The 15857-nt window shown below is 63.4% G+C and carries 14 protein-coding genes; 9 read left to right on the forward strand and 5 right to left on the reverse strand.

All coding sequences use genetic code 11. The features are described 5' to 3' along the window. Positions 1-288 precede the first annotated feature (288 nt). A complete protein-coding gene (locus V9F06_04815; GenBank protein MEI2616956.1) occupies positions 289-1419 on the forward strand; it encodes a class II histone deacetylase in 1131 nt (376 codons plus the stop codon). Positions 1420-1432: 13 nt separating this feature from the next. Here V9F06_04815 and V9F06_04820 read toward each other — a convergent pair whose 3' ends face one another. The 3 genes from V9F06_04820 to ggt all read right to left on the reverse strand — a co-directional run bounded on the left by V9F06_04820 (position 1433) and on the right by ggt (position 5877). Beyond that, a complete protein-coding gene (locus V9F06_04820; GenBank protein MEI2616957.1) occupies positions 1433-1822 on the reverse strand; it encodes an RsmG family class I SAM-dependent methyltransferase in 390 nt (129 codons plus the stop codon). 339 nt (positions 1823-2161) lie between these two features. After that, the gene (gene dxs / locus V9F06_04825; GenBank protein MEI2616958.1) at positions 2162-4036 is read right to left on the reverse strand and encodes a 1-deoxy-D-xylulose-5-phosphate synthase; all 1875 of its coding nucleotides are present in this window, start codon (positions 4034-4036) and stop codon (positions 2162-2164) included. 179 nt (positions 4037-4215) lie between these two features. After that, positions 4216-5877 carry a gamma-glutamyltransferase gene (gene ggt / locus V9F06_04830; GenBank protein ID MEI2616959.1) on the reverse strand — a complete coding sequence of 554 codons (1662 nt, stop codon included), beginning with the start codon at positions 5875-5877 and terminating at the stop codon, positions 4216-4218. Positions 5878-6001: 124 nt separating this feature from the next. On the opposite strand from ggt, the gene V9F06_04835 reads away from it, so the two are divergent. After that, positions 6002-8125, forward strand: a complete 2124-nt coding sequence (locus V9F06_04835) for a molybdopterin oxidoreductase family protein (protein MEI2616960.1) — start codon at positions 6002-6004, stop codon at positions 8123-8125. Here the strand turns inward: V9F06_04835 and V9F06_04840 are convergent. After that, positions 8122-8463 (reverse strand): hypothetical protein, encoded by a 342-nt coding sequence (locus V9F06_04840; GenBank protein ID MEI2616961.1) that lies wholly within the window; start codon positions 8461-8463, stop codon positions 8122-8124. The genes V9F06_04835 and V9F06_04840 overlap by 4 nt on opposite strands. A gap of 87 nt (positions 8464-8550) precedes the next feature. On the opposite strand from V9F06_04840, the gene V9F06_04845 reads away from it, so the two are divergent. The 7 genes from V9F06_04845 (at position 8551) to V9F06_04875 (ending at position 14169) form a co-directional block, all read left to right on the forward strand. After that, positions 8551-9180, forward strand: a complete 630-nt coding sequence (locus tag V9F06_04845) for a sigma-70 family RNA polymerase sigma factor (GenBank protein MEI2616962.1) — start codon at positions 8551-8553, stop codon at positions 9178-9180. Beyond that, positions 9177-10361 carry a DUF4367 domain-containing protein gene (locus V9F06_04850; GenBank protein MEI2616963.1) on the forward strand — a complete coding sequence of 395 codons (1185 nt, stop codon included), beginning with the start codon at positions 9177-9179 and terminating at the stop codon, positions 10359-10361. Before V9F06_04845 ends, V9F06_04850 begins: the two co-directional genes overlap by 4 nt. A 99-nt stretch (positions 10362-10460) precedes the next feature. Beyond that, positions 10461-11459, forward strand: a complete 999-nt coding sequence (locus tag V9F06_04855) for an ABC transporter ATP-binding protein (protein ID MEI2616964.1) — start codon at positions 10461-10463, stop codon at positions 11457-11459. After that, positions 11456-12310 carry an ABC transporter permease gene (locus tag V9F06_04860; protein MEI2616965.1) on the forward strand — a complete coding sequence of 285 codons (855 nt, stop codon included), beginning with the start codon at positions 11456-11458 and terminating at the stop codon, positions 12308-12310. The genes V9F06_04855 and V9F06_04860 overlap by 4 nt, the downstream gene beginning before the upstream one ends. A 43-nt stretch (positions 12311-12353) precedes the next feature. Beyond that, positions 12354-13028 (forward strand): MBL fold metallo-hydrolase, encoded by a 675-nt coding sequence (locus V9F06_04865; GenBank protein MEI2616966.1) that lies wholly within the window; start codon positions 12354-12356, stop codon positions 13026-13028. Positions 13029-13040: 12 nt separating this feature from the next. After that, positions 13041-13814 carry an MBL fold metallo-hydrolase gene (locus V9F06_04870; protein ID MEI2616967.1) on the forward strand — a complete coding sequence of 258 codons (774 nt, stop codon included), beginning with the start codon at positions 13041-13043 and terminating at the stop codon, positions 13812-13814. Then, positions 13804-14169, forward strand: coding sequence for an MmcQ/YjbR family DNA-binding protein (locus V9F06_04875; protein MEI2616968.1), 366 nt, complete (start codon positions 13804-13806; stop codon positions 14167-14169). The genes V9F06_04870 and V9F06_04875 overlap by 11 nt, the downstream gene beginning before the upstream one ends. Positions 14170-14322: 153 nt before the next feature. On the opposite strand, the gene V9F06_04880 is transcribed toward V9F06_04875, so the two are convergent. Further along, the gene (locus V9F06_04880) at positions 14323-15822 is read right to left on the reverse strand and encodes an aldehyde dehydrogenase family protein (GenBank protein MEI2616969.1); all 1500 of its coding nucleotides are present in this window, start codon (positions 15820-15822) and stop codon (positions 14323-14325) included. Between the last annotated feature and the right edge of the window lie 35 nt (positions 15823-15857).

A 15857-nucleotide genomic window follows, 5' to 3' on the forward strand; every position in this document is an offset into this window, starting at 1 on the left:
TGTTCCGCATGGGTGATGTCAGCACGTTATGCCGGCAGGGCTTGACCGGCTGGCTACTCGCCGTACACTAGCCCGCGATCGATGCTTCACATGGCCGCGAACGGGCGCGCGATGGGTCCGGCCGGGCAATGTCAGCCCCGCTGGTGTCCGTCGAGCCGCGTCCAGCACGTTGGCTCTCGCTGTCATACGCGGAAGTCGGCGGCTCTGGCCCCGGCTCGCGGAGGCAGGGCGTTGTGTGACGACCATCGATAGCCGTGGGGTGTTGCCTTCAAAGCGTAAGGGGTGCCAATGGCTGGTGAGGCGAAGGCGGGACTGGTATTCAGTCATCGCTATACACAACATAATACGAACCCGTATCGAATGCGGTCCGGAGAGCGACTGCCGTTCGTTGAGCAGGTCGATCACATGTCGAATCCACGGCTCATCGATCGGACGATGCACCTCGTCGATCTGAGCGGTCTGTCGGATCACGTGACGCATATTGAGCCGTATCTGGCATCGGAGGAGGCGATCCTCTCCTGCCATACCCCGGAACTGCTCAACCGTGTGAAGGAGGCTGATGCTGCCGGCGATGGCGACGCCGGCCGAGGCTCGCCGGTGCGTCGCGGGTCATACGATATTGCGCGGCTGGCGGCGGGGGGCGTCATGGCTGCCGTCGACGCCGTGATGGCTGGCGATGTGCGTCGGGCCTACGCGCTGGTGCGACCACCCGGCCATCACGCGACACCAGATATGGGGATGGGTTTCTGCATCTTCAACAACGTCTCGATTGCCGCCCGCCACGCCAGACGGCAGCACGGCGTCGGGCGCATCCTCATCGTCGACTGGGACGTTCACCACGGCAACGGGACGCACACCATCTTCTACGACGACCCGAATACGCTGTTTGTCTCGCTCCATCAGACAGAGGTGTTCCCGGTAGGCTCCGGATTGATCGAGGAGGTTGGTGAGGGCGAAGGCGTTGGGCGGACGATAAACCTGCCACTGCCGGCCGGCTCCGGGACTGCCACATATATCGCGGCGCTTGAGGAGATCGTTATCCCGATCGCCCGCCAGTTCGCTCCGGAACTGATCTTGCTCTCGTGCGGCCAGGATGCATCGAACTCCGACCCGCTCTCCCGGATGTGCCTGACGACCGGGAGCTATCGTCGGATGACGCAGATGATGATGGATCTGGCCGACGAATGCTGTGATGGCCGGCTTGTTGCCGCTCAGGAGGGCGGCTACGCGGAGATCTACGCGCCGTACTGCACGCTGGCGATCATCGAGACGCTGGCCGGCTACCGGTCATCGCTCGAGGAGCCGATGGAGGATGACCTGAGCCTGCACTGGCCACAGACGACCAAAGTCGGGCTCGATGCTCGCGCGGCCCTCGACGCCATTCGGGCGCAGCAGTCGCAGTACTGGCAACTGCCCTGATTGGAGAGGGCCGCTAGTTCTGTGGATCCACCAGTGGCGTCGAGTTGGGTACGCCGCTGCGCCGAGGGAACTGCGCCGGAGTCGGCTTGAGCTTGTCGACGATGATGATCCTGGTGCCCTCGACACGACCGTCGAGCGTCGGACGCGCCCGCCCGCCGAGCAGGCGAATCGCATAGTCCGCCTCCGCAAGCTCCTCATCGGAGGCGGACCCCTTCGGCAGAATTGCCACGCCGCCGGGCCGAATGAGCGGCAGTATCAGCTCGACGAGTGTGACGAGTCGGGCGACTGCCCGCGCCGTTGCGACGTCGAATCGTTCGCGATACTGCCGGTCGCGCCCAAGATCCTCGGCGCGCGAATGGATGGCCACAACGTTGTCGCAGCTCGATTTTCCGGGCGGTCTCATTGAGGAAGCGGACCTTCTTGGCGGTGGAGTCTACCAGCGTTACGCGCAGACTCGGCCGGCCGATCGCGAGCGGCAGGCCCGGAACGCCGCCACCGGATCCGATATCCACCAGCGTCCGCGCGTCATCCGGGATGACCCGGAGCAAGTCGAGCGAGTCCGCCAGGAGGCGAATCTGCGCCGCGTCCGGATCGGAGATGCGGGTGAGATTCATCACGCTGTTGGCCTCAAGCAGCAGATGAAGATACTGTGTCAGCTGCGCGGTAGCACCATCGTCGAGCCGGATCGCATGCTCATCGAGCCATCGGCGAAGGATCGGCAGCGGCTCACTCACCCCGACGGTCAGCGTGTCGGGACAGCCGCGCGCTGCGCGACGACCGTCCGCGCGCCCGCCACGATGTCTTCCAGCGTCAGACCTGCCTGTCGGCGCAATGATGTCTGCGAGGCGTGGTCGAAGAAGCGGTCGGGAATGCCCAGCACGTGGACAGGGATCTGCACGTGCTCACGCGCGAGCAGCTCAAGCACTGCCGAGCCGAAGCCCCCGATCGCCGCGCCTTCCTCAATCGTTACCACCGCGCCAGTCTTTCGCGCCATTCGGAGAATCAGCGTCTCATCGAGTGGCTTGATGAAGCGGGCGTTTACTACTGCCGCCGAGATGCCCGCTTCTGCGAGCGAGTCGGCTGCCCGTTCGGCAGTGAGCGCCATCGTGCCGCAGGAGATGAGCGTCACGTCCTTGCCGTCGCGGATGATCTCGCCTCGACCAATCGGCAGCACATGCGGCTCTTCGGCGATCGAGACGCCCGTTCCGGACCCGCGGGGATAGCGCAGCGCGCTCGGCCCTCCCTCGTGCTCGACGGCGGTCCGCAACATGTGGCGAAGCTCTGCCTCATCCTTGGGCGCCATGATGACCATGTTCGGCAGGCAGCGCAGGTACGAGATGTCGAACACGCCGTGATGCGTCCGGCCGTCGTCACCGACGAGGCCGGCCCGATCCATCGCGAATACCACCGGCAGATTCTGGATGCAGACATCGTGAACGATCTGATCGTACGCGCGCTGCAGGAACGTCGAATAGATCGCTACCACTGGCCGAAGACCGTGTGTCGCCAGACCGGCGGCGAAGGTAACCGCGTGCTGTTCGGCGATCCCGACGTCGAAGAATCGATCCGGATGACTTCTGGCGAACGGCAACAGGCCGGTGCCATCCGGCATTGCCGCGGTGATCGCAACGATCCGGTCGTTCGCTGCCGCAAGCTCGGTCAGCGTTTCGCCGAAGACATCCTGGAACTTCGGCGGTTGCGGCGCCGTGTTCGCCGGCGTAGCGACCTTCGCCGCGTGGTGCTTGAACGGATCGCTCTCCGCCCAGTCGAACCCCTTGCCTTTGGCAGTAACGCAATGAACGAAGACCGGGTCATCCACCTGCTTTGCCTGCTCGAACGCCTCGATCAGGTCGCCCATGTTGTGTCCATCGACTGGCCCGACATAGGTGAAGCCGAGCTCTTCCCAGATCATCGTGTGATAGACGAACTCCTTGAACGAGTCCTTCATTCGCTTGCCCAGCTCGACGAACAGATCGCCGCGCGGCAACCTGTCCAGAATGCGCTCGAACTCGTCCTTGGCGCGGTGGTAGCGCTCGTCGGTGCGGACGCGATTGAGGTACTTCGGGATCGCGCCGACGTTTGGCGCGATGCTCATCTCGTTGTCGTTCAGCACGACGATGAGCGGAAGGCCGAGGCTGCCTGCGTTGTTCAGTGCCTCGTAGGCCATGCCGCCGGTCAGTGCTCCATCACCGATCACGGCTATCGCCCGGCCCGGTTGCCCGGTCAGGTGATGCGCGGCTGCCATGCCGAGCGCGGCCGAGACGCTTGTGCTGGCATGGCCAGCGCCAAACGCGTCGTGCTCGCTCTCCTCCCGTTGGAGAAACCCCGATAGGCCGCCCTCAGTCCGAATCGTCGGGAACTGGTCGTATCGGCCTGTCACCAGCTTATGGGGATAAGCCTGATGACCGACATCGAAGACGAGGTGATCGGTTGGTGAATCGAAGACGTAGTGCAGGGCGAGGATCAGGTCGGTCGCTCCGAGGTTGGATGCGAAATGCCCGCCATTCTTGCTCGTGACTTCGTAGATCTCATCGCGGATCTGTCGGGCCAATGCCTCGAGCTCGGGAATCGAGAGCTGTTTGAGGTCTTCTGGTCCATGTAACTGCTCGAGGTGCATGAAGATCTTCCTCCAGAGCGCGACAGGTACGATCCCCTGCCCGCCGGCTGTCCCTATTCGCTGCCCTGCCCGGCCGGCCGCGGCCGGCCGGATAGGGCGCGCAACCCCTGAATGGTACTCCAGGACATAATCTCCGCGACCAGCCGCGCGAACCGTGCCGCCGCTGGCTGGTGTGACGATTAGAGCCCGAGCGCAATTCCCTCGGTGCGCGGATCGGTTCCACCCTCCAGGTTACCGGTTTCGGGGTCTCGGTAGATGATCAGTGCCGCGCCGCCAGCCGCATACGGTCCAACGACGCGGACCGCGTGGCCTCGCGCGCGCAGCGCTTCGATCGTATCCGCGTCAACCCGAGATTCGATTCGCAGCTCGAACGGGTTGTCGATGTTGATCGGGTCGGTGCCGGGGAACGATTGCCAGCGTGGCGCTTCCACTGTCTGCTGAACATCCAACCCGTAGTCGAGCAGGTTCGTCACTGCCTGCATATTCCACTGTGGCTGCTGATCGCCGCCGGGTGTCCCTCCGACATAGAGCAGCTTGCCGTCGCGACCGATTGCGTAGCAATTGAGCGTGTGCATCGTCCGTTTGCCACCTTCGATGACATTCGGATGGCCTTCGACCAGGCTGAAGCCGCGGCCGACCCGATTGTTCAGCAGGATCCCGGTGTCTCCTGCGACGACATGGCTGCCAAAGCCGGCCGAGTGCGACTGAATGAATGACACCATGTTGCCGGCTGCGTCGGCGGCGCAGAGATAGGTCGTGTCGCCGTTCGTCTCCGGGATCGCGCCTGGCTCGACCGTGTTTGTCGCGTGCTGGGGGTCGATCGTGGCGAAGCGGTCTGCGGCGAACGCTTTCGATAGCATCGTGTCGAGCGGCACGGGGCCGAAACGCGGGTCGTGGGAATATCGGTTTCGGTCCGCGAAGGCCCGCTTCTTTGCTTCGGTCATCAGGTGGATCGATGCCGCGCTGTTGTGCCCGAGGCCGGCCAGATCCGCGTGCTCGATGATATTCAGCTCTTCGAGGAGGATGTGACCCTGGGTCGGCAGCGTCGTCTGATAGACGGTGTAGCCGCGATAATCGACCGAGATGGGCTCGTAGATGTCGTTCTCGTGGCTGGCGAGGTCTTCGACCGTCAGCTCGCCCCCCATCTCGCGGATCGCATGTGCGACACGCCGGCCGAGATCGCCACGATAGAACGCGTCGGCCCCTTCCTCCGCCAGGATGCGGAGCGACTGCGCCAGCTCGGGATTTGCAAGGATCCAGCCCGGTTGTGGCGCGCGCCCGTTGTCGAGATAGATCCGAGCGGAATCAGGGTACTTTGCCAACTCCTCCGCCGATGCCTCGATCGTCCGGGCGCCGGTGTCCGAGAGCGGGAATCCGCGTTCGGCGTAGTGAATGCCGTAGGCAAATAGCTCCTTCGCCGGCAGGGTGCAGAAGCGTTCAATCGCGATGAACCATGTTGCAACCGCGCCGGGAACACCCATCGAGAGCGGGCCGAAGAACGGCATCTGTGTGTGGCCACGTGACGTGAAATATTCTCGCGAGAGTGCTCGTGGCGCGATCCCGGATCCATTGACCGCCGTCATTGTTCCGTCGGCCTGGCCGTAGATGAAAAACGCATCCCCGCCGACGCCGCACATCGCCGGTATGACGACCGCTGTCGTGATTGCCGCGGCAACGATCGCGTCCATCGCATTGCCGCCCTTACGGAGCACGTCCAGCCCGGCGGCGCTGGCCAACGGATGTGCCGTCGCGACCATGCCGCCATTGGCCAGAACTCGCGATCGTGTCTGCTGGAACGACGCGGCCAGCGCGTGATCGGCCGCTTCTCGAACCTCTGCCATGCCTGCGATACCCCTCCCCGAATCAACCATGTGGACCGCCCGCAGTGTACTTGATTGACGTTCAAGATCCGGGTCGTAGACTTCGACGGTACGACACATCGCGTGAGGCGCGGAGGGATCCAGCATGACCACCAGCCCGACGATACACATCCGAGGAGCGTGCCCGCACGACTGCCCCGATACCTGTGCCACGTGGGTCGATGTGCGCGACGGGGTTGCGGTTGGCTTTCGAGCTGATGATGCGCACCCGATTACTCAGGGCTGGCTTTGCGCGAAGGTGCGGCCATATCTCGACCGTGTCTATCACCCCGACCGGCTTCAGCACCCGCTGCGTCGCGTTGGCCCGAAGGGGGCCGGCCGCTGGGAGCGCATTGGATGGGACGAAGCACTCGCGGAGATCGCCACTCGCTGGCAACAGATTATCGACACCGACGGCCCGGCGGCGATCCTGCCGTACTCCTACAGCGGCACGCTCGGCCTGGTACAGAATGTCGTCACTGCCGCGCGTCTGTTCAATCGCATCGGCGCCAGCGGTCTTGAGCGCTCGATCTGCGATGCCGCTGCCTCGGCGGCGATCGCCGCGACGCTCGGCGCCAAGTGGGCTCCGCTGGCGCAGGACGTCGAGCACGCGAATCTCGTCATCATCTGGGGTCACAACCCCGCAAGCACGAACCCGCACTTCATGCCGTTTCTGCGCCGCGCTCAGCGGGCTGGCACGAAGGTCATCGTCATCGACCCACGCAGGACGACGACCGCTCGTTCGGCGGACCTGCACCTCCAGCCGAAACCGGCTACCGACGGCGCGCTGGCGCTGGGCATGATGAACATCATCTTTGCCGAGGGACTGCACGATGAAGCCTGGCTGGAGACACATGCGCTGGGCTGGCGTGAGCTTCGCGAGCGAACAACGGAGTATTCACCAGAGCGGGTTGCGGGAATCACCGGCCTTGCCGAGGAGGTCATTGTCGCGCTGGCGCGTGAATACGCGACGACGAAGCCGGCGCTCCTCAAATTCTCCGATGGCGTCCAGCGCCACGGTAATGGCGGCCAGACCGTTCGGGCATTGTTGAGCCTGGCGGCGATTACCGGGAATATCGGCATGCTCGGCGGGGGCATCTTCTACAGCACGAGTGGATACGTGGCGTGGGATTCCGAGGCGGTCGGCCATGCATCCGAGTGCCCGCCCGTGCCGCGAATCATCAATATGAACCGGCTTGGAGCAGCGCTTACCGGCGAGACGTCCGACCCGCCGATTCGCGCGCTCTACGTATTCAACGGCAACCCGGCAGCGTCGACCCCAAACTCGTCGAAGATCATTGAGGGCCTCCAGCGCGAGGACCTGTTCGTTGTCGTCCACGACTTGTTTATGACCGATACGGCCGGTTACGCAGACATCGTCCTGCCGGCTACCTCGCAGCTGGAACAGGTGGACCTGCACAAGGGCTACGGCCACCACTTCCTGCAGTACAACCATCAGGCCATCGAGCCGCTCAGTGAGGCGCGTTCTAACTGGGACGTCATGCGCGCGCTGGCAGAGGCTCTGGGCTACGAGGATACGTGGCTGCGTCAGAGCGTCGAGGAGGTTATCGATGAGGTTCTCTCGGCGACCCGCGACCACAACCCATTACTGACAGGGGTGACGCTGGAGCGACTTCAGTCGGAGGGCACAATCCCGTATGCGTCAATTGAGCCGGGCTGGGTCCCGTTTGGCGACGGGGTCTTCCCGACGCCGTCCGGGAAGGTCGAGCTTGCCAGCGACGCCATGGTCATGGCTGGCCTGGATCGCCTCCCGGAGTACCTGCCGCCGGCCGAGTTTGCCGGCCGTATCGACGACGATCAACTCGTCCTGCTATCCGGGGCGGCACACCATTACGTGTCCAGCAGCCTGGCGAATCTCGCAGTGCTGATGCGCAAGGAAGGCGAGCCGTATCTGGAGATCAACCCTGCCGACGCCGCAGCGCGTGGCGTTGCCGACGGCGGGCCCGTGCTCGTGTCTAACGATCGTGGATCAGTGAGACTGCGCGCCATCGTCACAGATGATGTGCCGCTCGGAGTCGTCGTTTCGCCAAAGGGACCATGGGCTCGGAACGCGGCCGACGGACGAAATGTCAACTGGCTAACGTCCGATGCGCTGGCCGATCTCGGTGGCCAGAGCACCTTCCACAGTAACCTGGTGACAGTCCATCCGGTGGAAACTGCCGAGGCGACAACGGGGCGGCGTGAGTTGGCGGCGATGCCTGGCGACTAGGCTGGCGTGATCTTCTTCCACCACGCCGCCACGGCCCACGGGTCATCCTCGCCATATGCGTAACCGTTCCAGTCGACAAGACGGCTGGCACGCAGCAGTTGCGGAATCACCTGCCCATGGATGACCATTTTCGCCATGTCCGGGTTGTTTTCCGGCCAGCGGCGGATTGCCTCCTCATAGGCGACTTCGGTCGGCGGGTCGAGCTGCATCGCCTGGATGAACTCCACGGTCGTGAATTCGTCTACGTTTATTCGTCTGATAATCGGCGCGATGTACGGTTCGAGAAAATCGATCAGATCTTCGACCGGATCACCGCCCGGCGGATTCAGGGTCGACACGCCATCCTCCAGATCACTGCGGCGCAACCAGTCGGGCATTGTCACATATCGGACATGGACGGTGTTATATCGGTAGCAGGGACGGACATGACTGCTGACGACGAGAGGCCGGCCAGCCGGGTGACCGCGACGATGATCGACACGAAAGCATCCGACCCCAGCGATCACACGCTGCTACGCGAATCGCGGGGCGGAGACGCGCGGGCGTTCGAGGCACTGTTCACTCGCTACTATCCGCTCGTCTATGGTGTCGTCGCGCGGATTGTCGGCGACGCTGCCGAGGCAGAGGAGCTGACGCAGGAAACGTTTCTGCGACTTTACCTGCGTCCGATCGAGGCGACCGAGTCCGCCAATGTGCGGGCCTGGTTGCTACGGGTTGGAACGAACGCGGCATTCAACGCCGTGCGGGCTCGTCGTCGGCGCGCCGGGTGGTTGCGACGGCTGGCGGGACGCGCGGATGCGCGTGCCACCGGCGACGACCCGTCGTCGATCGTGGCGGACCGCGACGAGGCGGACCGTGTCCGACAGGTGCTCGCGCAACTGCCGGAGCGACAGCGCGCGGCACTGGCGCTGCGCGCGTCGGGCCTCTCGTATGCCGAGGTCGCCGGTGTCCTTGGCGTACGGCCCGGCTCGGTCGGAACGATCCTGGCACGCGCGGAGCGAGCGTTCCGCGAAAAGGCCGGCGGGATATATCTGGCGGATGGAGGCGAGGAATGAGCCTGGGTGACCGGATTCGCGGCTGCCCGCCCGATGGAGCGCTTCGAGCGCTGATCGACGGCGAGGGTGATCCGCTCACTCGTGGTCATGTCGATGTCTGCGTGCGCTGCGCCCAGCGGCTGGCGCGACTCACCGACACGGTCACTGGTGTCGCGACAGCGATGGACTGGCTGTCTACGGACTCTCGGGCAGCCGATCCCACTACCGCATATCGACGATTCAACGCAACGAGAACGCCGTCCCATCGGCGTTTCGACTCGACAGGGGGAAGCTGGATGAGAGATATCTGGACACGGCCGCGAACCAGAGCCGTTGCTGCGCTGGCAACCGTTGTCGTGCTGATGCTTGCTGTGTCGTTCTCGCCGATGGCAACGGTCGCGAATGACTTTCTGAACCAGTTCAGAGTGCAGAAGTTTGCTGCGATCACGATACCGGTAAACTTGAGTGATCCGGGCAAGACCGCGCTGTTCGAGACGATGACCCACGGGGATCACAGCGAGATGAGCTCCCAGTTCTCGGCGCTGGGATCGTTCGACACAACATTCAACGTCAATAAGGACAACTTGCCGGCCGCGCTGACTGTCGACCAGGCTGCAGCCGAGTATGGCGGAATGCAAGCGCCCACAACGCTGCCGGGCGGCTATAACGCGGCCCCGCAGGCGTTCGTCACCGAAGCAGGCAGCGCCTCCTACACGCTCAATGTCGACGAGGCGAAGGGCATCATCAGCCGACTGAATCTACCGATTTACGCGTTCGACTCCGTCACATCGCCGACACTGACGTTCGGTGTCGATGTGCCTGCGGCAGCGATTCTGCACTATCAGAATGCAGCAGGTGAGAACCTCGTCGTCGGTCAGATGGAAAGCCCGCAGCTCAATATCCCATCCGAGCTGAATGTGAACGCACTCCGCGAGGATATTCTGCGCTTCCCGGCTCTGCCAGCCGATTTGGCGGCCCAGCTTCGGGCAGTCAAGGACTGGAAGGAAACGCTGATCATCCCGATTCCTGAGGGCGCGACAAGCGAAGACGTGACAGTTGACGGCCATGCCGGCCTGCTGATCAAGTCCGATCAGGGCAACGGTGTCATCTGGCAGGCGGACGGCAAGCTCTACGCGGTTGCCGGCCAGGTGTCTGCAGATCAGGTGATGGCGACAGCCAAGTCGATGGCCGCAGTCCACTGATCCATGCTCCCGCCCGCGGGCGTTGTGGCACTCTGGTGACGATAATCTTGAAACGAGCCGCTCTCGTGGCGGCTCGTTTCATGTAGTGGTGGTGGCCTGATGACGATAGGCGATGGTGGCGAGCACTCTTCTGGAGGCGATCGCGGCACGTTGCGATCCGCCCATTTGGCAATCGAGACGGGCAGCCTCCGGAAGGTATTTGGCAGCTTTGTCGCGGTCGATGACCTGACCATCGCCGTCGGCCAGGGAGAGGTCTTCGGCTTCCTCGGGCCAAATGGGGCCGGGAAGACGACATCGGTCAAGATGCTGATGGGGCTGACGCGGCCAACCTCGGGTGTGGCGCATCTGCTCGGCCGGCCGCTGGGTGATCGAAACGCGCGCCGCCGGATCGGCTTCCTCCCCGAGCTATTTCGCTTCCACGACTGGCTGACCGGGGAAGAGTTACTGGAGCTGCATGCCCAGCTTTACGGCATGGCCGAGCCCGAGCGTCGCCGACGGATCCCCGAAGTGTTGCAGCAGGTTGGGATGTACGGTCGGCGTGCCGAGCGGCTTCGATCCTACTCGAAGGGCATGCAGCAGCGCATTGGTCTGGCGCAGGCGCTGCTGCCGGATCCGAAGCTTGTCATCCTTGACGAGCCGACGTCTGCTCTTGACCCGATTGGGCGGCTGGATGTCCGCACGATCATTCAGTCGCTTCGCGCCGAGGGAACGACCGTGTTCCTCAACTCTCACCTGCTGTCCGAAGTTGAGTCGGTCTGCGATCGTGTCGCGATTATCAATCGCGGGCGCGTCGTGGCGGCCGGCTCGATGCGCGATCTCCTGAATCGCGAGCTCCTCGTCGAGCTCCGTCTTGGACGGCTTGACGACGACGTCCGGCGAATTATCGAGCGATACGGAGGAGTCCGGCATATCGTGAACGATCCCGGCCGGCCTCCCGTGATCACGGTCGAGGCGCGAGACGAGGAAACGGTGGCGCTGCTGATCGACGCGCTGGTCGCGGCGGCAGTGCCAGTCTACGGCGCGACCCCGCATCACCTCAGCCTTGAGGAACTATTCTTCGAGGTCGTTGAGACGACACCGGAACGGGCGGAGGCATGAGAGTCCTCCTGATCGCCCGACTGACGTTTAGCGAGGCCTTTCGACGCAAGATGATTCTTGCAGTGCTGCTGTTGAGCGTTCTGTTCCTGGCGCTCTATGTCTTCGGTTTCCAGATCTTCCGCGAGGATATGCTCCAGTATCGCCAAGAGCGACTGGGGCGGGCGCAGGATCTCCTCCCATATGATGTGCAGGCGAGCGCGATGGTGCTGCTCGGCCTCTACACCGTCAATTTTCTGGCGGGGATCATGACGATCTTCGCCGCCGTCGGCGCGATCTCTGGAGAGATCGAGGCCGGCACGTTTCAGTCGATCCTGCCCAAGCCGATCTCACGCTGGGAGATCATTACAGGGAAGTACCTCGGATTTCTGGTGATGATCGCCGTCTATGTCGGCCTGATGGTCGGTGGGGTCGTGCTGGTCTCTCGAGTCGTCGGCCACTACATGCCGCCGAATATCTTCCACGGGTTAGCGCTGATGATCCTGGTCGCGGCGATCCTGCTGGCGCTGACGATGTTTGGTTCGACGATCTTTTCGACGATGGCAAACGGCATCGTCGTCCTCATGCTGTACGGCATGGCGTTGACTGGCGGGCTCGTGGAGCAAGTAGGGGCGGCTCTTGATAATGACACGATGGTCCGGATCGGCGTTATCACGAGTGTCGTGCTTCCGAGTGACTCGATGTGGCGGCTCGCTTCGGATGTCGTCCAGCCGCCGTCTGCGGTCGACCTCCTCGGCCCGACCCCGTTCGGCACGATCTCACCGCCGTCCGAGTTCGCCGTGCGCTATGCCGTCGCCTACTGCGTGATCCTTGTCGCTGTGTCGGCGATCACCTTCAACCGGCGTGATATCTGATCTGACGAAGTCGCTTGCTCGTTCGCGTAGAATCGACGATGGCGTGACATACGAGCAGGAGGCAATAGTGTCGGCAGTCGATGGACTTCAGGTCATACAGGTTCCAGCCGGGCCAATCGCGACGAACGCATGGGTCGTGATCGATAAGGCCAGCAGCACCGCGTTCATCATCGACGCGCCGCCAGACGCGGCGTCGCCAATCGACACGGTTCTGTCAGAGGCCGGCGCAACTCCGGTCATGCTCGTCCTGACGCACACCCATTGGGACCACATCGGCGACGCGGAGGCGATCCGTGTTCGTTACAACATCCCGCTCGTCGTTCATCCGCTCGACCGCGGACGCCTCGATGCGCCGAGCAATACGCCGGTGCCAATTCCGCCGGCCCAGGTCGACCGCGAGCTGGCTGAGGGTGATGAGCTGGCACTGGGAGACTACCGATTCGTCGTCATGCACACTCCCGGGCATAGCCCCGGACAGATCTCGCTCTACCTCGCCGAGGCGAACCTGCTCTTCGGTGGCGACACGCTCTTCCCGAATGGCTACGGTCGCACAGATATCCCCGGCGCGAGCGAGGATGACACCATCGCGACGATCCGGCGACTGCTGGAGCTGCCAGACGCGGTGACGGTTCTCTCTGGCCACGGCGAGCCAACGACGATCGGCCGCGAGCGCCGCTGGATGCAGCATGTCGCGACGACCAACCGGCTACTCGGTTAGCGGCGACCGACGATGGAGATTACCTTCCTCGGAACCGGGACGAGCAACGGAGTGCCGGTCATTGGCTGCCAGTGCGAGGTCTGCCGCTCGACCGATCCACGAGACAAGCGCACACGCTCGTCAGCGATTGTGCGCGTCGACGGTCAGACGGTTCTGATCGACACGACTCCGGAATTGCGGCTGCAGGCGTTGGCGAACAACATCACGCACATCGATGCGGTTGTCTTCACCCACGCCCACGCCGACCACGTCGCAGGATTCGACGATCTGCGGAGCTTCAACTATCTCAACCAGGCGCCGCTCGAAACCTATGCCGACGGATTCACTGCTCAGCTGCTCCGGGAGCGCTTCGCCTATGCGTTCGAGTATCCATTCCCGTTCTACGGTGGGAAACCCGACCTTCGACTCCATTCTGTCGATCGAGATTTCGACATTGGACCAACGAGGTTCCGTCCGTTCCCGGTCAGCCACGGTCGATGGACGGTCATGGGATTTCGCATTCACGACTTGGTGTATCTCACCGACGCCAAGATCGTGCCGGAATCATCGCTCGACGTCATGCGTGGCGCAGAGGTTCTGGTCATCAACGGGCTGCGCGAGCGGCCACATCCGGTTCACCTCTCGATCCCCGAGGCGCTGGACATCATCACCGAGGTGCGACCTGCGCGGGCGTATCTGACACATCTGTCGCACGAGGTCGGCCACGCTGCCTGGAGTGAGCGGCTGCCGTCCGGTGTCGAGCTGGCCTACGACGGGCTGACGGTGGAGTTGGGAGATGGGCACTGAGGCGGCGGCTGCGCTGCGGGAACGGCTGTCTGGCGATCTCCGCGGCTGGCCGTTTGCCCGCCGGGGCAATGTCTTCGGCAATCCCGCGCTGACCGTTCCCGGCACGCTCTTCGCGTTCTTTCGCGCCGATCATCTCGTCGTCAAAGCGTCGCCCGCAGTTCGTGCCACCTTGCTGACATCTCCCGACGTCTCCGAGTGGGTTCCCGAGGGTAGCGGCATGCGCTCATTCGGCGATTGGGTCGCTGTGCCAGTCGCCGGCCGCAGCGATGCGGATCTCCATGCGATTCTCGACGACGCCTATCAACGCGCGACGGGTTTCGCGCCGTCGAGCATGGATCCGCCGATCGATCTCTGACAGAGTCTTGTCGCGCGGGAGGGCAACGACAACGGTCTAGTTGGCGAACCCGACGTTCGGCATCCACGTATCGCGGCACGGAGCGGGATGAACGAGAGCGGGGCCGGCAGTCAAGCCGGCCCCGTGACCATCGTGGCTATCAGTTGATGCGTGCTACGGCTTCTCCGGCCAGCGGCCATACCAGTCGAATGGCTGCGGGTTGAGATTGACGACGACGTTCTTGACCTCGGTATAGAGATCCATCGCATGGCGCGACAGTTCGCGGCCGAGGCCGGACTGCTTGTAGCCACCGAACGGCGCTTCCGGCGGGTTGACCGTCGGGTAGTTGATTGACACATTGCCCGCCCGGATGGCGGCTGCCATCCGGTGAGCGCGTTTGACATCGTTTGTCCAGATCGTCGCTGCCAGGCCGTAGATCGTGTTGTTAGCCATCGCCGCGACTTCGTCGTCATCCTTGAACGGGATAACCGACAGGACCGGGCCGAAGACTTCCTCCTGGGCAATCGTCATATCGTTATGCACTCGGTCCAGCACGGTTGGCTGGACGAAGTTGCCGTTCGCAAGCGCGGCGGCATCGACCCGTGCTCCGCCGTGAGCGACATTGGCGCCTTCGCTCTTCGCCTTATCGATGAACGACAGAATCCGGTCACACTGCGCGCGCGAGACGACCGGCCCCATCTGCGTGTCCCAGTCGAGCGGATCCCCGACGCGAATCTGCGCCGTGCGGGCGAGGAAGTCGGACAAGAACTTGTCGTGGATCGACTCGTGGAGGAAGAGCCGTGTTCGCGCGGTGCAGCGCTGCCCGGCATTGGTGAAGATGGCGAACAGCGACCCGCGGACTGCCTCGTCGATATCGGCGTCGGCGAAGACGATGTTCGGGCTCTTGCCCCCAAGCTCGAGGGTGACCTTCTTGATCGTGCTGGCCGACTGGCGCAGGATGCCGCGTCCTGTCTCGGTCTCGCCGGTGAAGGCAACCTTATCGACGTCGGGATGCTCGCAGAGCGCCGCGCCGATCGTCGCGCCGGGCCCGCTCAGCACGTTCAGCACACCGTCGGGGATGCCGGCCTCGAGGGCAATCTGACCGAGCAGAAGCGCGGTGATCGGCGTGTTGCTGGCAGGCTTGAGGACGATGGTGTTGCCAGTCGCCAGGGCAGGGGCGATCTTCCAGGCGGCCATCAACATCGGGAAATTCCACGGGATGATCTGCGCGCAGACGCCGATTGGCTCTCGGACGGTGTAGTCCAGGAGCGGCCCATTCATCGGGATCGTCTCGCCCCAGGTCTGGCCGGCCAGGCTGGCGTAATAGTCGATGCAGATCGCCGAGTTGAGCACGTCTGCGCGGGCCTCGACGATGATCTTGCCGGAATTGAGCGTCTCCAGGCGGGACAGTTCATCTACACGCTCGCGGATGATGTCGGCCATTCTGCGCATCCGCTTCGTGCGCTCCAATGGCGTCATCTTCGACCAGCGACCGTCATCGAATGCGCGCCTCGCCGCAGCCACGGCGCGGTTCACATCCTCGATTCCGGCCTTTGCGATCCGGCCGACTGCCTCGTTGTTCGCGGGTGAGATCGTTTCGAACGTTGCCCCTTCAGCGGCATCGACCTGCTGGCCGTCGATAACCAGCTTGTATGAGTCTAATGTTGTCTGCACCACTGTGTTCTCTCCTCCCGTATCTTGTATGCTCG

It is taken from the genome of Thermomicrobiales bacterium (assembly GCA_037045155.1).
GTDB lineage: Bacteria > Chloroflexota > Chloroflexia > Thermomicrobiales > CFX8 > JAMLIA01.